The 21878-nt window shown below is 67.4% G+C and carries 19 protein-coding genes and 1 pseudogene; 14 read left to right on the forward strand and 6 right to left on the reverse strand.

Annotation, left to right across the window (positions count from 1 at the left end; genetic code table 11):
• Positions 1-138: 138 nt before the first annotated feature.
• From ssd to Q2T94_RS13445, 7 genes are all read left to right on the forward strand, one after another.
• Complete coding sequence (ssd, locus tag Q2T94_RS13415) at positions 139-1446, forward strand: septum site-determining protein Ssd (RefSeq protein ID WP_302264963.1); 1308 nt, start codon at positions 139-141, stop codon at positions 1444-1446.
• The gene (locus Q2T94_RS13420; RefSeq protein ID WP_302264964.1) at positions 1443-2699 is read left to right on the forward strand and encodes a TadA family conjugal transfer-associated ATPase; all 1257 of its coding nucleotides are present in this window, start codon (positions 1443-1445) and stop codon (positions 2697-2699) included. Before ssd ends, Q2T94_RS13420 begins: the two co-directional genes overlap by 4 nt.
• Positions 2693-3406, forward strand: a complete 714-nt coding sequence (locus Q2T94_RS13425; RefSeq protein WP_302264966.1) for a type II secretion system F family protein — start codon at positions 2693-2695, stop codon at positions 3404-3406. The genes Q2T94_RS13420 and Q2T94_RS13425 overlap by 7 nt, the downstream gene beginning before the upstream one ends.
• Entirely contained in the window at positions 3403-3948 is a 546-nt protein-coding gene (locus Q2T94_RS13430; RefSeq protein WP_264270417.1) for a hypothetical protein, read from the forward strand. Before Q2T94_RS13425 ends, Q2T94_RS13430 begins: the two co-directional genes overlap by 4 nt.
• 212 nt (positions 3949-4160) lie before the next feature.
• Entirely contained in the window at positions 4161-4379 is a 219-nt protein-coding gene (locus tag Q2T94_RS13435) for a DUF4244 domain-containing protein (RefSeq protein ID WP_302264970.1), read from the forward strand.
• A gap of 19 nt (positions 4380-4398) precedes the next feature.
• Positions 4399-4743, forward strand: a complete 345-nt coding sequence (locus Q2T94_RS13440) for a TadE family type IV pilus minor pilin (protein WP_302264972.1) — start codon at positions 4399-4401, stop codon at positions 4741-4743.
• Positions 4740-5135, forward strand: a complete 396-nt coding sequence (locus Q2T94_RS13445) for an Rv3654c family TadE-like protein (protein ID WP_264270420.1) — start codon at positions 4740-4742, stop codon at positions 5133-5135. The genes Q2T94_RS13440 and Q2T94_RS13445 overlap by 4 nt, the downstream gene beginning before the upstream one ends.
• 35 nt (positions 5136-5170) lie before the next feature.
• Here Q2T94_RS13445 and Q2T94_RS13450 read toward each other — a convergent pair whose 3' ends face one another.
• Positions 5171-7516: a DEAD/DEAH box helicase gene (locus Q2T94_RS13450; RefSeq protein ID WP_302264974.1), complete on the reverse strand. Its 2346-nt coding sequence runs from the start codon at positions 7514-7516 to the stop codon at positions 5171-5173.
• A gap of 101 nt (positions 7517-7617) precedes the next feature.
• A complete protein-coding gene (locus tag Q2T94_RS13455) occupies positions 7618-8286 on the reverse strand; it encodes a GNAT family N-acetyltransferase (protein WP_264270422.1) in 669 nt (222 codons plus the stop codon).
• Positions 8287-8423: 137 nt separating this feature from the next.
• Here Q2T94_RS13455 and trhO point away from each other — a divergent pair, with 137 nt between their 5' ends.
• Positions 8424-9338 (forward strand): oxygen-dependent tRNA uridine(34) hydroxylase TrhO, encoded by a 915-nt coding sequence (trhO, locus tag Q2T94_RS13460; RefSeq protein WP_264270423.1) that lies wholly within the window; start codon positions 8424-8426, stop codon positions 9336-9338.
• Between the two features lie 178 nt (positions 9339-9516).
• Here the strand turns inward: trhO and Q2T94_RS13465 are convergent, their stop codons facing one another.
• Both Q2T94_RS13465 and Q2T94_RS13470 read right to left on the reverse strand, forming a co-directional pair.
• Entirely contained in the window at positions 9517-11337 is a 1821-nt protein-coding gene (locus Q2T94_RS13465) for an HNH endonuclease signature motif containing protein (RefSeq protein WP_302264976.1), read from the reverse strand.
• A gap of 107 nt (positions 11338-11444) precedes the next feature.
• Complete coding sequence (locus tag Q2T94_RS13470; RefSeq protein WP_302264977.1) at positions 11445-12029, reverse strand: GNAT family N-acetyltransferase; 585 nt, start codon at positions 12027-12029, stop codon at positions 11445-11447.
• On the opposite strand from Q2T94_RS13470, the gene Q2T94_RS13475 reads away from it, so the two are divergent.
• The 6 genes from Q2T94_RS13475 (at position 12028) to proC (ending at position 20117) form a co-directional block, all read left to right on the forward strand.
• Entirely contained in the window at positions 12028-13698 is a 1671-nt protein-coding gene (locus Q2T94_RS13475) for a DUF7059 domain-containing protein (protein ID WP_302264978.1), read from the forward strand. The genes Q2T94_RS13470 and Q2T94_RS13475 overlap by 2 nt on opposite strands.
• Positions 13699-13709: 11 nt before the next feature.
• Entirely contained in the window at positions 13710-14354 is a 645-nt protein-coding gene (locus tag Q2T94_RS13480; protein WP_264270427.1) for an ArsR/SmtB family transcription factor, read from the forward strand.
• Between the two features lie 135 nt (positions 14355-14489).
• Entirely contained in the window at positions 14490-17273 is a 2784-nt protein-coding gene (gene topA, locus Q2T94_RS13485) for a type I DNA topoisomerase (RefSeq protein WP_302264981.1), read from the forward strand.
• A gap of 39 nt (positions 17274-17312) precedes the next feature.
• Positions 17313-18338, forward strand: coding sequence for a Ppx/GppA family phosphatase (locus Q2T94_RS13490; protein ID WP_264270429.1), 1026 nt, complete (start codon positions 17313-17315; stop codon positions 18336-18338).
• A gap of 23 nt (positions 18339-18361) precedes the next feature.
• On the forward strand, positions 18362-19201 hold the full coding sequence (locus Q2T94_RS13495; protein WP_302264983.1) for a sugar phosphate isomerase/epimerase family protein: 840 nt from the start codon (positions 18362-18364) through the stop codon (positions 19199-19201).
• 46 nt (positions 19202-19247) lie between these two features.
• Positions 19248-20117, forward strand: coding sequence for a pyrroline-5-carboxylate reductase (proC, locus tag Q2T94_RS13500; RefSeq protein WP_302264985.1), 870 nt, complete (start codon positions 19248-19250; stop codon positions 20115-20117).
• Positions 20118-20223: 106 nt separating this feature from the next.
• On the opposite strand, the pseudogene Q2T94_RS13505 reads toward proC, so the two are convergent.
• A pseudogene (locus tag Q2T94_RS13505) lies at positions 20224-21129 on the reverse strand (IS982 family transposase).
• A 96-nt stretch (positions 21130-21225) separates the two neighbouring features.
• On the reverse strand, positions 21226-21864 hold the full coding sequence (locus tag Q2T94_RS13510) for a potassium channel family protein (protein ID WP_264270476.1): 639 nt from the start codon (positions 21862-21864) through the stop codon (positions 21226-21228).
• Between the last annotated feature and the right edge of the window lie 14 nt (positions 21865-21878).

Genomic DNA, 21878 nt, shown 5'->3' on the forward strand with positions numbered 1-21878 from the left:
TGCTTGCCCTCCGCCCTTGCCCGCGGCGCGGGCCTTCCCGCTTTCCCTCACACCTGGCATCCGGCCCGGCGGCCGGTTGTCCTCCGCCGGCGCCCAAGGGGCTTCACCCCGGGACCGGGCGGGCACACGCTGGAAGGCATGAACGAAGAGATGCGATTTGTGGCCCGGCTGCCCGGTCCCGGCCAGCGAACCCTGCAGCTTCCGGCACTGCGGGCAGCCCGGGCGCGACAAGATGCGCGGGAGCGGGAGCGGGAGCGGGAGCTGGAACCTGAACGCGTCCCCGCACGGGAAGGGGAGCAGGAAATGGGCGGGACCCCGGAACCGGCCGATGCGCCGCGCACGCATCCCGTGGAGGTTCCCCGGATGCGCGCGGGGTCCAGGCCGGCGGAATTGGCCAGGTGCATCCTGCTCAGCCGCGACGTGGAGCTCGCCCAGGCGCTGGCCTCGGTTGCCGTGGGTGCCGGAGTCCAGCTGCTGCCCTGCCGGGAGGTGGAACAGGCAGCCGCCTACCGCGACGAGGTGATCCTGGTGGGGCAGGACGCCGTGGGGGAGATCGGCTCACGGCTGGCGGCCTCCACGCTGATTCTCGTCGGGACCGAGGAACACCAGGACGTGCTCTGGCGAGCTGCCGCCACCAGCCCCGGCGCCCGCGTCGCGGTGCTTCCGGCGGCCGCGGCCTGGCTCGGGGAATACCTGGGCGAACTGGGGCTGCACTCCGGGCGCGCCCGCATCACCCTTGTCGCCGGGGCCGGCGGAGGGGCAGGGACCAGCACGTTTGCCTCCCTGCTGGCTGCCACCGCGACACTGGAAGGATCACGCACGCTGCTGCTCGATGCCGACCCGCATTCGGCAGGGCTGTGGCCCATGCTCAAGCCCCGGGATCCGGACGGGCTGGGCTGGGAGGACCTGGAAAGCTCACGGGGCCAGCTCTCCCCGGGCCAACTGGCCGAGATCCTGCCGCTGGCCCAAGGCACCGCGGTGCTGTCCTGGGTGCGGAATCCCGGGAGCTTCGTGCCCTCCGAGGCGCTGCTGGCCGAGGTGCTGGCAGCTTCCCGGCGGATCTACGACCACATCGTGATCGATGCCGGACATGTCACCGGGGTCCCGGCATCCGTGGCGGCGCTGGCCAACACCCGATTGCTGCTGCTCGCGGCCCGGTCCTCCAACGCGGTGGCCGGCACCGGGCGGCGGCTGGCCGATCGCCTGGGAGAGCGTGCGGGGGACTGGAACCTGGTCCTCACCGGCAAGCTCGCCTCCGGGACCGACACCCGCGCGCTGGCGCAACGCGCCGGCATCGGGCTCGGCGGATACTTCGCACCCAGCCGGGCCATCGCACGCGGCGCCGCGGACGGATCGCTGATGAACGTGTTGGTGCGCCGCTCGCTGCGGCGCACCGTGGCCATGTTGGGCCAGGGACCTGCAACCGAAGCGGGGCAGGCGGCATGACCGCGGACGCACCCGGAACAACCGGCGGGCCGGCCGTCGGCGGTGAACGCCGCGGACGCAGGCGCTGGGAAGCCGGCTCCCCGGCCCCTGCCCAGGGCGCTGCCGCGCCCGACCGGGTGCTGGAGGAGGTCAGGCTGCGGGCCATGGGACAGGGAGGCGGCCTGAGCGAAGTGGACCTGGCATCGGCGGTGCGGGCATCGGGACGCGTCATGGGCGCGGCCAGCAGCACCGAGATGCTGCGCAGCCTGAGCGACGACATCCACGGGCTGGGCATCCTTGAACGCCTGGCCCAGGTCCCCGGGACCACCGACATCCTCATCGACGCCAACGGCAGGGTCTGGGTGGACGGCAGCGCCGGGCTGCACGCCTCCGACCTTGGCTTCACCGAGCCCGGGCAGATCCGCGCCCTGGCCGTGCGCCTTGCAGCGGCAGGGGGACGGCGGCTGGATGACGCCCAGCCCTTCGTCGACGTCTCCTTGGGCAACTACCGCATCCACGCGGTGCTGCCCCCGATCTCCACCGGCGGGCCGCTGCTGTCCATCCGCATCAAGGGCAACCGGAACCAGCGGCTGGAGACGCTGGTTGCGGACCCCGGTTGGCTCGCGGCGCTGGGGGCCATCGTGGCGGCGAAACTGAATTTCCTGGTCTCCGGTGGCACGGGGGCGGGCAAGACCACGCTGCTGGCTGCCATGCTGGCCCGGGTGCCCGGCGACGAACGGATCCTCGTGGTCGAGGACTCCCAGGAACTCGCCCCGGCGCACCCGCACCTGGTGGGCCTGCAAAGCCGCGGCGGGAACGTCGAGGGGGCAGGGGAAATCGGGATGGACACCCTGGTGCGCCAGGCACTGCGCATGCGCCCCGACCGTTTGGTGGTCGGCGAATGCCGGGGAGCGGAGGTGCGCGAGTTCCTCGGCGCCATGAACACCGGCCACGAGGGGGCCGCAGGCACCGTACACGCAAACAGCGTTACCGCCGTGCCGGCACGGCTTGCCGCCATGGGGGCACTGGCGAACATGGACGCGGCCGCCACCGCGCTGCAGGCAGCCAGTGCCCTGGACGTGCTCATCCACGTCTGGCGGGACCCTGCCACCGGCACCCGCGGACCCGTGCAGCTGGGCAGGGTGGTGCTCACCGACGCCGGGAACCTGGCGGTGCGCATGATCCGGGAAACCGGGCCGGGGAACTGCGACGCCGAAGCCATTGACTGGTTCAGGACCCGACTGCAGGCAGCGGGGGAGTCCAGCCCATGGTGACCCTCGCCTGTGCCGTGCTCCTGCTGGGGGCCGCAACCTGGCTATGGCCGGCCCCCGGACATCGCCGCAGCGGGCCGATTGGCGCTATCGCCCGCCCTGAAAGAAAGCGTCGGCGGCGGGCCAACCTCGCCACCGACGCCGAGGACTATGCCAAGCTGGTCCGCCAGCTCGCTGCCATGCTGCGCGCCGGCACCAGCCCCGCCTCCGCCTTCGGGCTGCTGCAAACCATCTGGGTCGTGGACTCCACCCGGACCGCCACCGACATCCACGCCGGCTGCACCCGGGCCCTGGCCCAATGGCACACCGGCGGGACCCTTCAAGACGGACTGGCGGCCCACGCGGCGGCATACCCCGGCCACGGACGGCTCTGGACACGTCTGGCCTGGTGCTTTGCCATCAGCGAGGAATCGGGGGCGGCGCTCGCCGACCTCCTTGACACCCTGGCCGAGGAAGCGGAGACCGCCGCTGACATGCATCGCGCCCTCGAGGCGGCTCTCGCCGGACCACGGGCCACTAGCCGGCTGCTGACCTACCTGCCCGGGATCGGGCTGGGGCTGGGACAACTGCTCGGCATCAACCCGCTGGCGGTTCTCACGACGCATTCGGTGGGCCGGGTGGCGCTGGTCTGTGGTGCGGCATTGTGGCTGGGCAACCGAATCTGGTGCGCACGGATGCTGCGCTCCATCACCAACAAGGTGCCCTCGTGATCGGGTCCCTGGCCGCGGTGCTCCTGGCCGGGGCGGCGGTGTGGATGGCGATTTCAGCACCCGGCGGTTTCCGTGTCGCGGGCGGCGGCGGCAAGGCCGCCACCGTCCGCGGCCGGCCGACGCCCCCGTCCGAACCTGTGCCGCTGGTGCTGGAAATGTGTGCCACGCTGCTGGAATCGGGGCTGCCGGTCCGGGCCGTGCTGCGGATCATCGGCGCCAACGTCCCGGGGTACGGGTCCCTGTTGCGGGTCTCGCGCGCGATGGACCTGAACGTCGGATGGGACAGGGCTTGGAGCCAGGGCACCGGACCGGCCGGGGAACTCGAGCAGACGCTGCGCTTCACCCAGCTTTCCGGCGCGCCGGCGGCCGCCCTGCTGCGTTCGTCCGCAGCCGCCGCGCGCAAGCGTGCCGTCAGGGAAGCCGAGGCACGGGGAGCGGAATTCGGCATCAAGCTGGTGATCCCGCTGGGGGTGTGCGCACTGCCGGCCTTCATTGCCCTGGGCGTGGTGCCCGTCGTGATTTCCCTGATGCCGCACTTCTAACGTCAGGTGCTTCCCCGCACCCGGTCCGGACCTGTCCGGGTGCCGAGACCCGGCCGCGGTTATCCCCAGCAAGTGCCCGGCCCGTCCCCGTGCCGCCAGCCAAGGCACAGACTCTAATCGGGAGCCGCCCATCGCCCGCCATCAGGGCCACCGGCCAGCCCCATCCCCTTCCAGGAGCAACCGATCAACAAGCACAAGCAAAGGACAAGACCATGGACAACAACAACAACGCCCCGGGCCACATCGACCTGCACGATCGCACCGAGCCGTCCGCCGGCCTGCTGAACGACGAGGAAGGCAGCACCACCGCTGAATTCGCCATCGTCACGCTGGCCGCGGTGGCCTTCGCCGGCCTGCTGGTGAGCATTCTCTCCAGCGGCGACGTACGCGGACTGCTGATGGGCCTGATTCGCCAGGCCCTGTCCTTCTAGGGAAAAAGGAGCAGGCGCCATGGCCAGGCAATCAGAGACCGGCAGCAGCACAGCCGAAGTGGCAGTTCTGCTGCCCGCCGTGGCCATCTTGCTGGCCGTGGTCGCGGGGGCAGGAGCCGTGGGAGGCGAGCAGGTGCGCATCCAGCAGGCCGCCAGTGCCGCGGCCAGGGAACTGGCTCGCGGCTCCGACTCCGGGACGGCCACGGGCACCGCGCACCGCATTGCCGGTGGCCAGATTAGCGTGAGCTGTGGCCAATCCGGCGGATACGGCCATGTCGTGGTTCGGTCCGGGGTTCACTTGCCACTGCTTGGCGAGGTCGAACTCCGGGCCGAGGCCAGCGCGCGCACGGAGCAGCAGTCATGAGCCAGGCGACGAACCAAGCGCAACGCGGCAGCGGAACCGTTCTCATGCTGTCCGTGGTGTGCCTGGCCGCGCTCGGGCTGGTGGTGGTGCTGATGTTCACCGCGGTGGCCCAAGCCGGGGCCAAGGCGGGCACAGCGGCCGATCTGGCGGCCCTGGCCGCAGCGGACGCCGCCCGCCGCCTGCTTCCGGGTGATCCGTGCGGGGTCGCCGCCAGCACAGCCGCTGCCAATGCGGCCACCCTGACCAGCTGCAACCGTCAGGGAAAGGGTGGGGAAGTGGTGACGGTGGAAGTCCACGTGTCGGTCTCGCCGGTTGGCTGGCTGCCGCCGGTGACCCGCGCCACCTCGGTGGCACGGGCGGGACCGCCGCCGCAACCCTGGCGCGGTCCCTGACCGCGCGTCGGAGAAACCCCGCGGGCGGTACGGGCCTATCCTTTCGGGACTGGCCCGGCCGCCCCTTGGGCTTCCTGCAGGAGGGCCGTGAGCAGGCGCACGGCACCTGCCTTGTCCAGCGGGTTGTTCTTGTTGCCGCACTTGGGGGACTGCACGCACGAGGGGCATCCGGTGGCGCATTCGCAGGCGGCGATCGCGTCGCGGGTGGCGCGGATCCAGGTCCGCGCCTTGTCGAATCCGCGCTCGGCGAATCCGGCGCCGCCGGGGTGCCCGTCGTACACGAAAATCGTTGGCATGCCGGTGTCCATGTGCAACGCCGTTGACACGCCGCCGATGTCCCACCTGTCGCTCGATGCCACCAGTGGGAGCAACCCGATGGCGGCATGTTCGGCCGCATGCAGGGAGCCGGGGAATTCCTCCGGGCTGATCCCGGCCGCCAACAACCTTTTCTCCGGGATGGTGAACCACACCGACTTGGTGTGCAGGTCCTGCGCCTCCAATTCAAGTGGTTCCTCGGAGAGGATTTCGTTGCTCATGACCGACTTGCGTTGGAAGGAAACCACCTGGGTAGTCACCACCACGTCGCCGAAGCTCGCGGTGATGGGGCCCCACGCCTCGGAACGGTCGATCTCGATGACCTCGACCGTGGTGATGTCCCGGGCCTGGGTGTAGAAGTCCGGGTTGGCGCGGGTGACCATGACGCAATGGTCGGTTTCGTTGAGCTCGTCAACCACATAGGTGGCTCCCTGGTGCACGTAGATGGCACCGTTGTGCGCCTGGTAGTGGGTCTGCGGCGAGTCCATGGTTCCCAGCAGGGCACCGGTGTCCGACTCGATGATGCTCACCGGCCCGCCGCCATCGGCGCGCAGATTCACCATGGAAGCTGCATGTTCGGGGTGCGTCCAGAACCAGCCGGCCGGGCGACGGCGCAGGAAGCCGCGCTGCACCAGGGATTCGAGCAGGCCCTGCGCGGAGGGCCCGAAGGCGGCAAGGTCCTCGACCCGCAGCGGGAGTTCCTCTGCTGCGGCGCACAGATGTCCGGATAGGACATAGGGATTCTCCGGGTCGAAGACCGTGGCTTCCACGCCGGCCTCAAAAATGGCTTCGGGGTGGTTGACCAAATATGTGTCCAGCGGGTCGTCGCTGGCAACCAAGACAGCAAGCGAATCCTGCCCGGCGCGTCCGGCCCGGCCGATCTGTTGGAAGAACGAGGCCCTGGTCCCCGGCCAGCCGGCCACCAGCACTGCGTCGAGTCCCGCAACGTCGATGCCCAGTTCGAGGGCGGATGTCGAGGCAACGCCGAGCAAGGTCCCGTTGCGGAGCGCGTTTTCGAGCTCCCTGCGCTCGGCGGGCAGGTACCCGGATCGGTAGGCGGCCACCCGGTCGGGAAGGGAAGGATGGACCTGGTCCACCATGGAGCGGGTAATGGTGGCAATGGTTTCCGCGCCGCGTCGGGACTTGATGAACGCCAGTGTCCGCACCTGGGAACAGACAAGGTTGGCCAGCAAGTTTGATGTTTCGGCAATTACCGTGCGGCGGGTTGGTGCTCCGTTTTCCCCATGTAGCTCGGTCAGGGGCGGCTCCCACAGGGCAATGGTGACCGAGCCCTTGGGGGAGAAATCGTTGGTGACCTCCCTGGCTGGGGCGCCGATGAGCCGGGAGAAGGACTCCGCCGGGTCCGCGCTGGTTGCGGAGGCACCGATGAACACGGGGTCGGCCCCGTAGTGCGCGCAGATCCTGCGCAGTCGGCGCAGCAAGTTTGCGATGTTGGAACCGAAGACACCCCGGTAGGAATGTGCCTCGTCGATGACGACGAATTTGAGCCGGCGCAACACCCGTGCCCACCAGGTGTGGTTGGGAAGGATTCCGAAGTGCAGCATGTCGGGGTTGGAGAGAATGAAGTTCGAGTGGTCACGGATCCAGCGACGGGCCGATATTTCGGTGTCTCCGTCATAGCCGGCGGCCCGCACCGTGGGCAGCCGGTAGCCCTCGATGGCCGTGAGCTGATCGGCGGCCAAGGCCTTCGTGGGTGCCAGATAGAGCACGGTGGCATCGTTCGGCACCAAGCTGGCCTGGTTTTCCAAGGACGAGGTGTGGATCGCATTGAGGGCGGGAAGCTGGTAGGCCAACGATTTGCCCGAGGCGGTGCCCGTCGCAACGATAGTGTGATGGCCTTCTTGGGCGAGGGTCGCGGCCTGTACCTGGTGCAGCCATGGGGATGACACGCCGGTGCGTTCAAAGGCGGTCCTGACGTCCGGGTGTACCCACTCCGGCCATGGGCCGGGCAAAGCCTCCCTGGCCTCGATGATTCGGGAATGGAGCAGTGCCTGGGGTGTTGGCCCGTGGCCGAGCTGGGCGATCTGTTCCGAGTAAGCATTCACTGATTCATTGTGGCATCGCTGGGAAGCTCCGGCAGCCAGGCCACAAAAAAGTGGCGGGCCTCGCATCAGCGAGACCCACCACTTCCAGGCACCCGAGCAGGTTAGGCTTCCTGGGTTCCTTCAAAGAGTACGACGTTGCCCAGATCGGTCCAGCCGAGGGACTTGTAGAGCTGCTGCCCGTCGATGCTGGCGATCAGCAGACCCTCCTCGACATCGTGCTCCAGCGCCAGGGAGACCAATGCGCGCATCGTCAGGCTGCCCAGGCCGCGACGGCGGAAATCCGGCGCCGTGATGATGCGGTCAAAGATCGCGTAGCCGTTCACGGCCGACACGTGGCCACTGGCGGCCACCACCTCGGGGTCTTCGTCAGGGTGGATGGAGACGTAGGCGTGGGCCTGGTCGCGTTCGATCTGGAACGAGAAGCCGTCGTAGGGACGGGGCTCCTCGACATCGTGGCCGCCCATTTCCGTGACCATCAGGACCTCATCGGCATTGAGTACCTTGAGTCCGGCCGCCCGGGCAGCGTCAACCAGTGTGGTGGTCTCGTTGGCGAACGCAGTCAGCCGACGCTTGGGGTGCTTGTGCAGCGTCTCGGCAACAGCCACCAATTCCTCATTGGATGGCTCGAAAATGACGTACTCCCAGTCGCCCGAGGTGTCGTGGCGCAGGGCGGCATGGACGCGGCCCTCGTGCCTGCTCTCGTAGCCTCGTGCACCAGCCCAGCCCGTAACCCATGTGCCGATTAATTCATCGCTTGCAGAAGATCCCATATTCAGACCCTACCCCGTGAACTGCCTACATGCCGTGCATTTAGGCGAACTGTTGCAACCTTGAAACACAGCGTTCACCCGGTGATGGTTGCCACTTCACGTGCGCCACGTGGATTCTAGGCCATACCCTTAATAGCGTGTCGCAGAACCGAATTGTCTTGTATTACGCCTTTACCCCGCTAGCCGACCCCGAGGCCGTGCGCCTTTGGCAGCGAGCCCTGCTTGAGAGGTGGGGCCTGCGAGGCCGCATCATCATTTCCAGCCACGGCATCAATGGAACTGTCGGCGGTGAGATCAAGAACGTCAAGGCCTACGTCAAGGCCACCCGGGAGTATCCGGCCTTCAAGAAAATGGACATCAAGTGGTCGGAAGGCTCGGCTGAGGACTTCCCCCGGATTTCCGTAAAGGTCCGCGACGAAGTGGTTTCCTTTGGTGCCCCGGGTGAATTGGAAGTCGACGAAAACGGTGTGGTGGGCGGCGGAATCCACCTGAAGCCCGAGGCCCTGCACGAACTTGTTGAAACCAAGAAGGCCGCGGGCCAGGACGTGCTCTTCTTTGACGGACGCAACGCCTTCGAAGCACAGATCGGCAAGTTCAAGAACGCCATTGTGCCCGACGTCGATACGACCCATGACTTCATTGCCGAGATCGAATCGGGCAAGTACGACGACATGAAGGACCAGCCGATCGTCACCTATTGCACCGGCGGCATCCGCTGCGAGGTGTTGTCCTCGCTCATGGTCAAGCGCGGCTTCACGGAGGTCTACCAGATGCAGGGCGGCATCGTGCGCTACGGGGAGACCTACGGCGACAAGGGCCTATGGGAAGGATCACTGTACGTGTTCGACAAGCGCATGCACATGGAGTTCAGTGAGGACGCAGTGACCATTGGGCAGTGCGTGGGCTGTTCGGCCCCCACGAACAAATTCGAGAACTGCTCCAACTTGTCCTGCCGCAACCTACGGCTGTTCTGCGCCGACTGCGCTGCCGATGAGAAGCTGCGCCAGTGTCCGGAATGTGTCGCGGAAGCCAAGGACCGCATCGAGGTGTAGTAAACGGTTTGCGAATTCCGGGATCACGCGGTGACAGGTCCCGAACTCCTCGGCTCCTCATGGGGCGGCTCGCTTCCAGCCAGTGCTGGGCGAGTCGTCCTTTTTCATGCCCGAATCCCGGCTCTCGGTCCTGCTGAAAACGGCTCCGTCGATGGGCCACAATTCAGGGAACCGAATCCTAGAACAGCGGCGGGGTGGGGCTGTTGCTTCGCCAGTAGTTGTTGCGCCGGGGCTTCTGTTCGGGGTCCATGAACTTGGGCAGGATGACGCTGAAGAGTCCGTCGGTGTCGCGGACGACTGTCATGAGTCCGGTGTGGAAGCCGTGATGGGCCGAGGTGCATGCCGGGACGCCCGAATTGACCTCAGTCTTCCCGCCCGTGGCGAATGGTTGGAAATGGTGGATTTCACAATGCTCGGGAGGCACGGTGCAGCCTGGCACGATGCATCCGCCGTAGATGCCGAGGATGATTTCGCGCATGTAGTCGGGGAAGAAGCGTTGCTCCTGCCCGAGATCCAGGATCTGGCTGTCACCGCCCATGACCGCGGGGATGGCTCCGCCGTTGCATAGGGCCTGGCGCAATTCCGCGGGGGAAAGTTGTTGGCCGTGGTTGGTGAGGCCGTGGGTGTCGGCCAGGCCCTGGAGTTCGGCAAGGGTTGCAATGATGAGGGTCTTGGGTGAGGGCAGACCTGTGGTCTTCTTCCCGTTGCTCGGTTTGCCGGCGGTCTTGATGAGGTTCATCAGGCCTTGAAGATGTCGTTGGGGCGGCGTCAGTCCGTCTGTTCCCAAGGACGTCGAGTTCATGGTGACCGGATCACCGGCCCCCAAGCCGTTTCCCTTGGTTCGGGTGGCTCCATCTGAGTTGCCGGAGAACAGATTGTTCGGGTTGATCTCGAGGGAGTCCAAGGAAAGGGAGTTGACGATCGCCTGGTCGGTCAATGGTTGGCCGGTGGCGGCGTCGACGAGAAAGTCCGGGAAGCTCGCACCGGCACCGGCACCGGCACCGGCGCCAGCGTTCGTCGACTGGTCGGTGGATTCACTGGAAGTGCCGCCATGGCCATTGGCGTCTTCGGCCGTGGCGAGGGCTTGTTGGAGCAGCCCGTCGCGGTCCCCGGCCTTGGTCCGGGGATTGTCGGTTTGTGCGCAGAGGGCCAGAAGGGTAGCGGTGTCGGCCGGGAGGGTACGGAGCAGGAATTCGCCGATGCCGCCGGTGGTCCCACGGTAGAAGAGCCCGACCTTGGTGCGCAGGATTTCCGCGGGGACGTCCTTGATGCCGTGTTCGAGCGCGGTCCGGATGCCGGCGAGAAGCTTGGCGGTGGTGCGGGGATCCTCGCGGCGGACGGATTCGGCGACCTGTGCCTCCAGCTGCCCGGACAGCACGGCAGGGTCTGGTTGCTGGTTGATGTGGGGCGTGAGTTTTTCGAGCCTGCGGGCGGCGGCGCTAATTTCCTTCGGGTCGGCGGTGCCGTTGGCGAAGTCTTCCGCCAGGAGCGGGAAGCGGGGTGGCTGCTCAATGCCGTGGATGTCGGTGCCCGGCAGCAGGAGGTCGATGCTGTTGACACGCTCGCGGGCCTGGAAATATCCCACGTTCAGGGTCCCGGCGAGCAGTTCGGCGGTGTCCCGGAAGACGAGGCGCCCGGTGGGTACGGTGGCCGGGTCCGCCGGCAATTCCAGGGTGCCGTCGTTGTATGCTGCCGGGTCGCGGTGGATGGCGGCGATGGCGTCGAAAGTGGCCTCGGGCAGTTCGTGGGCCAGGGTGCGCCTGGCGGTGTCGGCGGCCAGCAGTTGCGCGTGTGCGGCTGCGCGGTGTCCGTCCTCGGCGGCGTGGGCGAAGAGCAACGCGGCGGTGGGGGAGGTGGTGCTGGCGGCAACGCGTCGGGACAGGTCCCGGATGATGCGCTGGGCCTCCAGCAGGGCGCGCAGCTCATCGTCCGGGGCCAAGGAGTGCCCCGGATTGCCACGGGTGCCCGTGGCCAGTGCGATGAACCGGTCGGTGTCCATGTCCACCAGCATGCACCCCGCTGGCGATTGGCGGGCGCGGGATTCGGAAACTGTGGACAACTACGCAGCAGGGATGCAGGTGAGGCGCAGCCCCCCTGGCGCGCCGCTTAAGAGGCCAGTGATTCCCCCGGCCACAGCCCGGCCGCCCCGTCGCCGGGCTCGACCAGCTCGGTTTCTGTGTGGAAGATCCGCAACCCGCGGGCCTCGTAATTGGCCAGGGCCGCCGGTCCATCCAGCGAACAGGTGTGCACCCAGACCCGGCTCACCGGCGGGAAGCCCCCGACCCGGGCGTCGAGGTCCCAGGCCCGCGATAGACCCTCCGTCAACAGGGCCCCGCCCAGGCCGCGCCCGATGCACTGCGGGAAAAGGCCGAAGTACATGATCTCGACCTCGGTGCCGGAATCCTCGATCCGTCCGCTCAATTCGACGTATCCGCCCGGTGCCCCGTCGACGTAAAGCACGTGGGTCTCGGATCCCGGGGCGCGAAGAAGCGACTCCCAGGCGCTGCGGGTGAGGGAGAGCCTGTCGGACCAATTCCAGCCGCTGCCCACGCCCTGGTACAGGAACTTGCTGAACTCCGGGGTGATCTCCGCGACCCGCTCGATCCGGGCATCGGCCGGGAGGGCACGGGACGAGGGGCGAAGCTCCCCGGCAGAGAGCTGCTGCAGGTGTGTGGTGGTGATCTCGATCATGGATTCCATCATAGGCAGGACGGAGCCCCGTTTTCCCCGGATCGCTAGACTGTGGGACGTGACTTCCACCGAAAACTTTTCCCAGGTTCCCGATGCGCCGCGCAGCGACGACGTCCGTCTTCTTGAACAACTCGCCGGGGACCTGCGGCGGGCGGAATACGCGCACGAAGCCATCACGGAGTTCCTGGGGGACAGCGCCCACGAGGCGCTGATGCGCGACCAGCTCATCCCCGCACTGCGCCGCATCGCGGCCCAGCCCGAGCCAACCGCGCTGGGAACCATCCTCGGGATGTTCATGCTGGGCACCGATGTCGGGGACGACGAGGTCGCCGCCGCTTTCCCCGCCACCGGGATCGAGGGGTTGCGCGCGCTGGGCCTGATCGAGGATGCCGACGGCAGCCGGAACCGCCGGGCCCGGATCGACCTGCGTCCGCACGCCTCGGATGCCGACGCGGAGATCTGGGTGGCCAGCGACCTGGGTGCCCACCAGCGGCCCGGCGTGCTGCGCCACGACCACGTGCTGGGCATCGGGCAGGCCTCCCTGACACTCGCCCAGACCACGGTCCGCCCGCAGGTCGACAGCGCCCTGGACCTGGGCACCGGCTGCGGCATCCAGGCCTTCCACCTGCTTTCCCACGCACGCCGCGTCGTCGCCACCGACATCTCGGTCCGCGCGCTGGGGTTCACGCGCTTCAACCTGCTGCTAAACCACCAGGCCCTGGACATCGATCCCGGGGACCTTTCGGCCCGTGTGGACCTGCGCCTGGGTTCCCTGCTCGAACCGGTGGCGGGGGAGCGCTTTGACCTGGTGGTTTCCAACCCGCCCTTCGTCATCACCCCGCGCACCGCCGGCCAGGACGATTCCGAGCGCTTCACCTACCGCGACGGCGGGATGCCGGGGGATTCCCTGGTGGCCACCCTCGTGCGCACCCTGCCCGGGGTCCTGAAGCCCGGGGGCTGTGCGCAGATGCTGGCCAACTGGGAAATCACCGCCGCGGAGAACCCCGAGGAGGAACCCGACTGGAGCGCCGGGCCGCGCTCCTGGCTTACCGGCGACACCGAGGCCTGGTTCATCCAGCGCGAGGTCGTCAGCCCCACCGGGTACGCCGAGACCTGGTTGCGCGATGCCTCGCAGGGGCGGGACCCGGAGGCCTTCGCCGCGCAGTACGGTGCCTACCTCGACGACTTCGCCTCCCGCAACGTCGCCGCCATCGGCTTCGGCATGGTGTGGCTGCGGCGCCCGGCAGCGGAGCACCCGGGCATCGGCAGGCTCTTCGAATCGATCAGCTACCCCATCGAACAGCCCATCGGCCCGTACCTGTCTCGGGACATCGCCGTGGCCGACGAACTGGATTCCCGGGATGCGGGCCAGCTGCACCTGGTGGTGGCCGAGGATGTCACCGAGGAACGGCACCAGCGCCCGGGCGCGGAGCACCCCGGGGTGATCTTGTTACGGCAAGGAGCCGGTTTGCGGCGAACCGAAATTCTGGACACCGCGCTCGCCGGTTTCGTCTCCGCCTGCGACGGTGATTTGAGCGTATCGTCCCTAGTCGGTGCCCTCGAATCGCTGGTGGGAGGCGACGATCCTGACTTTTCCAACCGACTTCATGAGGGGGTTCTCAGGCTTATTAAGCGTGGCTTCCTTTTGGAGATGCGAAACAACCGCTAAAGTTTTTTCATATGAGCCAGAACACTTCCTCGGGACCCGGCGCCAAGAGCGCCGGCCTGTCGCCGATGCCCGTCACTTCGGTGTCGATCAGCGACCCGCAAGCCATTCGCGCGCTCGCCCACGAGGCGCGCCTGACGGTCCTCGAGGAACTCTTCGCCTCGCAGTCCACGCGCACGGCCACCGAGCTCGCCACGCGCTGTGAACTGACGCCCAGCGCGATGAGCTACCACCTGCGCGCCCTGGAAAAGTACGGCTACGTGGTCCGCGCCGCCAGCGAGGGCGACGGGCGCGAGCGTCGCTGGAAGGCCGCCGGCGGACAGCTCGTCCTGGGCTCGCTCTCGGATTCGACCAGCGCGAAGAATGCCTACCTCAACGTCCAGCTCAATGCCTTCCGCGATCGGCTCTCGGCTGAAATCGCGCGCCGTGACAAAGAACGCAAGGCCGGCAAGGAGCCGGAACCCGACAGGGCCCCGGTGCTGACCACGGGCGTGGTGTTCCTCTCCGAGTCCCAGCGCAAGGAGTTCATCGCCAAGGTCTACGGACTGCTCTACGAATACGAGGCCCTGGCCGAACCCGAGCAGCGCGGCGTCGATGGCGATCGACTGTACTACATGCTTTCCTTCCTGCCCGAAATCCGCGGCGAGCAAGGCCCCTGAGGCCCCGCAGCGGGTAGCGCAAAACGGCGTCTTGGACCCGCTGCTTGCCGCGGCGCGTAAAAATGCGGCTAACCTAGAGCAGGGAATGTGCTGTGCGCCCACTTTGGTGCACCACTGGTTGCTAATAGGAGTGTTGTGCCCGCCAAGGCCAAGGAAAAGACCGGAATGAAGCTCGTGATCGTGGAGTCCCCGGCAAAGAGCAAGTCCATCGCCAAGTACCTGGGCGAGGGTTTTGAAGTCGACGCCTCGGTGGGGCATATCCGCGATTTGGCGCAACCCGCCGATCTTCCGGCGGAAATGAAGAAGGGTCCCTACGGCAAGTTCGCCGTGGACGTCGAGAACGACTTCGACCCCTACTACGTCGTGTACCCGGACAAGAAGAAGCGGGTGGCCGAACTCAAGGCCAAGCTCAAGGGCGCCGACGCGCTCTATCTCGCAACCGATGCGGACCGCGAAGGCGAAGCCATCGCGTGGCACCTGCTCGAGGTGCTCAAGCCCAAGGTCCCGGTCTACCGCATGGCCTTCACCGAGATCACCCAAGAGGGCATCAACCGCGCGATGGAGAACATCCGCGAGCTGGACACCGACTTGGTCAACGCCCAGGAAACCCGCCGGGTGCTGGATCGCCTCTACGGTTACGAGATCTCCCCGGTGCTCTGGCGCAAGGTGGCCCGCGGCCTGTCCGCCGGCCGCGTGCAGTCGGTGGCCACGCGCCTGGTCGTCGAGCGCGAACGCGAACGCATGGCCTTCCGCACCGCCTCCTACTGGGACCTGACCGGAACCTTCGCCACCGCAGCGGGCGAAAGCTTCGGCGCCAAGCTCTCTTCGGTCGACGGGGCACGCGTTGCCACCGGCCGCGACTTCACCGACCGCGGCGAGTTGAAGACCCCGAAGTCCGGTGCAGTGGCGCACCTGGACGAGGCCAAGGCCGCAGCCTTGGCCGATGGCCTGAAGGACGCCGACTTCGCCGTCACCTCGGTCGACGAGAAGCCCTACACCCGCCGACCGGCCGCGCCGTTCACCACCTCGACGCTGCAGCAGGAAGCTTCCCGCAAGCTGCGCTGGAGCTCGAAGTCCACCATGCAGGTCGCCCAGCGGCTGTATGAAAACGGCTACATCACCTACATGCGTACCGACTCGGTGTTCCTCTCCAACGAGGCCGTGAACGCCGCCCGCAAGCAGGCCGCCGAACTCTACGGCGCCGACTCGGTGCCCGCAAAGATGCGCGCCTACAAGGGCAAGAGCGACAACGCGCAGGAGGCCCATGAGGCCATCCGCCCGGCCGGGGACTCCTTCCGCCGCCCGGCCACCGTCCGCGCCCAGCTTTCGGCCGACGAGTTCAAGCTCTACGAGCTGATCTGGAAGCGCACCGTTGCCTCGCAGATGGCCGACGCCAAGGGCTTCACCGCGACCATCAAGCTCGCCGGCGAGTCCACCACGGGGCAGGTAGCCGAGTTCTCCGCTTCCGGCACCGTGATCACCTTCCGCGGCTTCATGGCCGCCTACGAGGAGGGCCGCGACGCAGCCCGCGAGGCAGAGGCAGCCGAGGCCGCCGAGGAGGCGCGCCTGCCGCAGCTAAAGGTTTCCGACCCGCTGGCAGGCACCGGCATCGACGCGATTCCGCACACCACCTCCCCGCCGGCACGCTACACCGAGGCCTCGATCGTCGCCGAGCTGGAGGCCCGCGAAATCGGGCGCCCCTCCACCTTCGCCCCGACCATCTCCACCATCATGGACCGCGGCTACGTGACCAAGCGCGGAGGCGCCCTGGTGCCCAGCTGGATCGCGTTCTCCGTGGTGCGCCTGCTGGAGGAGCACTTCGGAAAGTACGTGGACTACGACTTCACCGCACGCCTGGAGGACGACCTCGACGAGATCGCCCACGGGCAGAAGGGTCGCACCGCCTGGCTCAAGGACTTCTACTTCGGGTCCAAGGACAGCGGCGAGGCCGGCCTGGAATCGGTGGTCAACAACCTGGGCGACATCGACGCCCGCGCCATCAACTCCATCGACATCGCCCCGGGCATCGTGCTGCGCGTGGGCAAGTTCGGCCCGTACCTGGAAAAGCCGCTGCCTGCAGACGCCCCCGAGGGCACCGACCCGCAGCGCGCCAACGTCCCCGAGGACCTGGCACCGGACGAGCTCACCGCCGAGAAGGCCATCGAGCTCATGGAACACCAGGGCCCGAGCGAGAACGTGCTGGGCGTGGACCCGGAGACCGGACGCACCATCGTGGCCAGGGACGGGCGCTACGGCGCCTACGTCACCGAGGTCATCGTGGAGCCCACGGCCGAGGAACTGGCCGCCCTGCCGGTGGAGTACTACAAGAACGGCAAGCCGAAGCCGCCGAAGAAGCCGGTCAAGGCCAAGCCGCGCACCGGTTCGCTGTTCAAGTCGATGACGGTGGAGTCCGTCACGCTGGAAGAGGCCCTGCGGCTGATTTCGCTGCCGCGCGTGCTCGGCGTTGACGCCGAGGGCGTGGAGATCACCGTGCAGAACGGCCGCTTCGGGCCCTACCTGAAGAAGGGCACCGACTCGCGCTCCATCGGCTCCGAGGAGGAGATCTTCACGATCACCCTCGAGCAGGCGCTGGAGATCTACTCGCAGCCCAAGCAGCGCGGCGCCCGCGCAGCGGTGCCGCCGCTGGCCGAATTTGGCCCGGACCCGGTCTCGGAGAAGAACATCGTGGTCAAGGAGGGACGCTTCGGTGCCTACATCACCGACGGGGTCACCAACATCACGATCCCGCGCGACACCACGCTCGAGGAGCTGACCCGCGAGAAGGCCATCGAGTTGCTGGCCGACAAGCGGGCCCGCGGCCCGGTCAAGCGCAAGACCGCTGCCAAGGCCCCTGCCAAGAAGGCACCCGCGAAAAAGGCAACTGCCAAGAAGCCCGCTGCCAAGAAGACCGGCAACTAGCCGCACGCGGCGAGGGGCCACACACATGAGGATGACACCATGAGGCTGGGCGTACTGGATATCGGGTCGAACACTGTTCACCTGTTGCTGGTCGACGCATATCCGGGCGCCCGCCCGGTGCCATTTGCATCGCACAAGCGGGCGCTCTCGCTCGTCGCATACCTGGACGAGCACGGGGCCATCAACGAAGCCGGGCAGGCGGAGTTGCTGGACTTCGTGCACGAGGCCGCGCAATTCGCCATCAACCACCATGCCGAGGACCTTTTGGCCTTCTGCACCTCGGCGATCCGCGAATCGGCCAACGGCGCCGAGGTCCTGGCCAGGGTCGTGGCGGAAACCGGCGTCCACCTCACGGAGCTGACCGGCGAGCAGGAAGCCGGGATGACCTACTACGCGGTGCGCCGCTGGTTCGGCTGGAGCTCGGATAGGATCCTGAACCTGGACATGGGCGGCGGCTCCTTCGAGCTCGCCCTGGGCGTGGACGAGTTCCCCACCACCGCGCACTCGGTGCCGCTGGGCGCCGGGCGGCTGACGCGCGAATGGCTGCCGGAGGACCCGCCCTCGATCAAGCAGGTCAAGGCGCTGCGCCACCACGTGCGCGAGGTGCTCGCCGAGCCGGTGGCCGAGCTGGCCGAGTTCGGGCGGCCCACCGTGGTCACCGGCACCTCCAAGACCTTCCGCTCGCTGGCAAGGATCACCGGCGCCGCACCCAGCGCCGAGGGTCCCTACGTCAAGCGGGTGCTGCGTGCCGAGTCGCTCAAGCTCTGGACCAACCGGCTCACCGCGATGAACTGGGAGGAGCGTGCCGAGCTTCCGGGGGTCTCGGCGATCCGCGCCCCGCAGCTGCTGGCCGGCGCCATCGTGGCACTGGAGGCCATGAGCGCGCTGAAGGTCAAGTCCCTGCGCATCTGCCCGTGGGCGCTGCGCGAGGGCCTGATGCTGCGCCGTTTTGACCACGTACTTTTTGACTCGACCGCCCCGCTCAGTAGTAGCGTGGGTGTCGGAGAGGTAGCCTTGGGCCGTTCCTCGGTAATGTCGATGTCCCAGGGCAGCATCGTTCTGTAGCGAAAAGACAAGGGGCACGTTCCATGGTCGAGTCTTCACCGGGCGGCAACGCCCCGATCCCCGTCGCGCTGTCCAGCGCTTCGGTCTACCCGCTGAACGTCCACGACGCCTTTGCGGTGTCCCACGACCTGGGCTACGACGGGGTCGAGGTGCTGGTCACCGGCAACCAGATCTCCCAGGATCCGCGGCAGCTGAACCGGCTGGCCGAACGCTATGAACAGCCCATCATGGCCATTCACGCGCCCACGCTGCTGCTGACCCAGCAGGTCTGGGGAACCGCCTGGAACAAGATCGAATCCGCCGCCGCGATGGCGGTGGACGTGGGGTGCGACGTGGTGGTTGCACACCCGCCGTTCCGCTGGCAGGGCACCTATGCCACCGAGTTCGCCACCGGCATCCGCCGCATCATGGAGGAATACGGGGTGAAGATCGCGGTGGAGAACATGTACCCGTGGCGTGCGCGGGGACGCGAGGCAAAGATGTACCTGCCGCACTGGAACCCCGTCCCCGAACCCTACGAGTTCGTGACCTGGGACTTCTCGCATTCGGCGATCGCCGACATGGACTCGGCGGTGGCCTTCCGCGACCTGGGGACGCGGCTGAGCCATGTGCACCTGTGCGACGGGATGAACAACGGCAAGGACGAGCACCTGGTGCCGGGCCGCGGCACCCAGCCGGTGATCGAGGCCATCGAGTACCTGCGGGACTCTGCCTGGGACGGCGTGGTGGCGGTGGAGGTCTCCACGCGCAAGGCCCGCGGCGCGGGGGAGCGCGAGGCATGGCTGGGCGAGACCCTTGAGTTCGCCCGGCGGTACCTGGCCCCGGTGAACGAGGATGCGGAAGCCGGAAGCCACTCGATCTAGCCGCACCCGTGCACGTCCCGGCCCGCGAAGGGAGCGGCGTGGAAGAATGGTGCACATGACTTCAGTGCTTTCGACTTCGTCCCTTGCCGAGAACAGACTTGCCTTCCTGGGAACCGGTTCCATGAACGGGGCGGTGCTGCGCGGCATCATCGCCGCCGGCTACGACCCGGCGGCGATCGTCGCTACCCTGCGCAGCGACGCGAAGGCGCACGACCTGCGCGCCGAGACCGGTGTCACGGTGCTCATCGGCGAGCACGACCCCGAATCCAACCTCAAGGCGGCCAAGGACGCGGACATCGTCTTCCTGGGCGTCAAGCCCGTGGGCATCACGGCCCTGTGCGACGAGATCAAGGACGTGCTCAAGCCCTCCGCCGTGGTGGTCTCGGTGGCGGCGGCCATCACCATCGACATGATTGCGGCACACCTGGCCCCGGGCCAGCCGGTGGTGCGCTCCATGCCCAACACCCCGCTGAAGGTCGGCGCCGGCGCGGTGGGTCTCAGTGCCGGTGAAACGGTCTCCCCGGCGGCGCTGGCAGCCGTGGTGGACCTGTTCGCCGGTTCCGGCGTGGTGCACGTCGTCCCCGAATCCCAGCAGGATGCCGTCTCGGCGGTCAGCGGCTCCGGACCCGCCTACGTGTTCTACCTGGTCGAGGCCATGGCCGCTGCCGGGGTTGAGCTGGGCCTGGATCCGGCGCTGGCCACCGATCTGGCCCGTGCCACCGTGGCCGGGGCGGGCAAGATGCTTGCCGACCCGCAGGTTGATCCCTCGGCGCTGCGCCAGGGCGTGACCAGCCCCAACGGCACCACCGAACAGGCCATTGCCACCTTCGATGCCGAAGGCCTTCCGCAGGTCATCGCCCGCGGGGCCGCGGCCGCAGCGGCCCGTGCCGCGCAGATCACCCGGGAACTGGCCTAGCAAACGCAAGGGGCGGGGTCCCTCGAGCCGCGGCGTCACGCTGCGGGTGTGGGACCCCCCTGCGTGCGTACCCGGGCGGGCCCTAGATGATTAAGTCCTAATCATTTCAGTGGTCGTAGGCGGTCAGGGAGCGTTTGCGGGGTGCGTTGGTTTTCCAGTTGTGCCAGATTCCTGCCGCGAGGGCCAGGAGCTTTGACGCGACGCGTGCGTAGAGACCTTCGAGGGTTCTGGCGCCGTGGTGTTCGAGCCCCAGCTGGCCCTTGAGGCTGTCGAAGACGGACTCGATCCACTGGCGGATGCCGCCGAACTTCCCGAACCTGGGCTTTTCGTCCTTGCGGTCCGGCCGCACCAGGTGGGCGCCGAGGTCCTCGGCGATGAACCGCTCGAAGTCCCTTCCGGCGAAGCCCTTGTCGGCAAGGATGACCTGCCTGTCGCGGACCAGATGGTGGTCGTGGCGCAGCAGGGCCTCGGTCACGTCGCGTTCCCCGAGTTTCGGGTTGGCCAGTCCCCAGATCACCGGCATGCCCTCGGGGGTGCTGACCAGGTACAGGCGAAAGCCCCAGAACTAGCGCGAATGCGAGGCGCAGTACCCGTAGCCGGCGTGCCCGGAAAGGTCCGAGCGCTTGACTGTTTCGCGGCTGGTGCCGCACGGGACGGGGGTCGAATCCAGCAGGCGGAGGATCTCGTGCCAGGATTCGGTGTCTTTGGCCAGTGCGGTGATCACCGCACTGATCAGTGTTCCGGCGGCGCGCACGCGCTTGTTGTATCCCGATTGCTGCGGGATCCCGGGGAATAGCCCGCTCAGGTGGGTGCGCGCATAGCGGACCCATCGCGATTCGGAGGAGTGCCCGTGCAGCAGGTGCTGGGCCACGACCAGGCACAGCAGCTCGGCATCGCTCAAGATGGCCTTGCGGCCGGGTTTGCTCGTCCGGTCATATCCCAAATCCGGCAGGACACGATCGGTAAGTAAGACGTAGAGTGTGGTCAGGAGAGTGTTCAGTTTTGGGTTCACATACGAGACTTAGCACTCTCCGCCAGCGATTAACAGGGTCCGGGAACAAGTTCCCGGACCCTGTCTCGTTCCAAGCGTCAATTAGGACTGACTCATCTAGGGCCTGGCGGCGAAGCGTTCGAGCAGATCCACATGCCCGGAGACGATCAGTACGTCGCGCCGGGTGACCTTGGTGTCGGGCTGGGCATAGGTAAAGTCCTCGCCGGGGGACTTCACGCCCACCACCGTGATCCCGTACTTGGAACGGACCTGGGACTCGGCCAGGGTGAAGCCCTGGGTCTCCTTGGGCGGGTACATCTTCACGATGGCGAACCCGTCGTCGAATTCGATGAAGTCAAGCATGCGCCCGCCGACCAGGTGCGCGGCGCGCACCCCGGCATCTGCCTCCGGGTAGATCACGTGGTTGGCGCCGATGCGCGTGAGGATCTTGCCGTGCGAGGGCGTGATCGCCTTGACCCACAGGTGCTCGATGCCCAGGTCCACCAGGTTCACGGTGATCAGCACCGAGGATTCGATGGAGGTTCCGACCCCGACCACCGCCGAGGTGAAGTCCTGGGCGCCGAGCTGGCGCAGCGCATCGATGTTGGTGGCGTCGGCCTCCACCACGTGGGTCAGCACCGATGCCCACTTTTGGACCAGTTCCTGGTTGCGCTCGATGGCCAGCACCTCGCGGCCCTGCTTCACCAGTTGCTCGGCCACGGAGGCGCCGAAGCGGCCCAGGCCGATGACCAGCACCGCGGCGTTGTGGT

It is taken from the genome of Paeniglutamicibacter sulfureus (assembly GCF_030512175.1).
Lineage (GTDB): Bacteria > Actinomycetota > Actinomycetes > Actinomycetales > Micrococcaceae > Paeniglutamicibacter > Paeniglutamicibacter sulfureus.

Bases quoted from the DNA above. Each gene is read 5' to 3' on its own strand.
- Q2T94_RS13420 (WP_302264964.1), top strand. From the start codon at position 1,443: ATGACCGCGGACGCACCCGGAACAACCGGCGGGCCGGCCGTCGGCGGT.
- Q2T94_RS13475 (WP_302264978.1), top strand. From the start codon at position 12,028: ATGGATTCCATCATAGGCAGGACGGAGCCCCGTTTTCCCCGGATCGCT.
- ssd (WP_302264963.1), top strand. From the start codon at position 139: ATGAACGAAGAGATGCGATTTGTGGCCCGGCTGCCCGGTCCCGGCCAG.
- Q2T94_RS13480 (WP_264270427.1), top strand. From the start codon at position 13,710: ATGAGCCAGAACACTTCCTCGGGACCCGGCGCCAAGAGCGCCGGCCTG.
- Q2T94_RS13470 (WP_302264977.1), bottom strand. From the start codon at position 12,029: ATGATCGAGATCACCACCACACACCTGCAGCAGCTCTCTGCCGGGGAG.
- Q2T94_RS13445 (WP_264270420.1), top strand. From the start codon at position 4,740: ATGAGCCAGGCGACGAACCAAGCGCAACGCGGCAGCGGAACCGTTCTC.
- Q2T94_RS13495 (WP_302264983.1), top strand. From the start codon at position 18,362: ATGGTCGAGTCTTCACCGGGCGGCAACGCCCCGATCCCCGTCGCGCTG.
- Q2T94_RS13455 (WP_264270422.1), bottom strand. From the start codon at position 8,286: ATGGGATCTTCTGCAAGCGATGAATTAATCGGCACATGGGTTACGGGC.
- Q2T94_RS13435 (WP_302264970.1), top strand. From the start codon at position 4,161: ATGGACAACAACAACAACGCCCCGGGCCACATCGACCTGCACGATCGC.
- Q2T94_RS13425 (WP_302264966.1), top strand. From the start codon at position 2,693: ATGGTGACCCTCGCCTGTGCCGTGCTCCTGCTGGGGGCCGCAACCTGG.
- Q2T94_RS13490 (WP_264270429.1), top strand. From the start codon at position 17,313: ATGAGGCTGGGCGTACTGGATATCGGGTCGAACACTGTTCACCTGTTG.
- Q2T94_RS13440 (WP_302264972.1), top strand. From the start codon at position 4,399: ATGGCCAGGCAATCAGAGACCGGCAGCAGCACAGCCGAAGTGGCAGTT.
- proC (WP_302264985.1), top strand. From the start codon at position 19,248: ATGGTGCACATGACTTCAGTGCTTTCGACTTCGTCCCTTGCCGAGAAC.
- Q2T94_RS13465 (WP_302264976.1), bottom strand. From the start codon at position 11,337: ATGGACACCGACCGGTTCATCGCACTGGCCACGGGCACCCGTGGCAAT.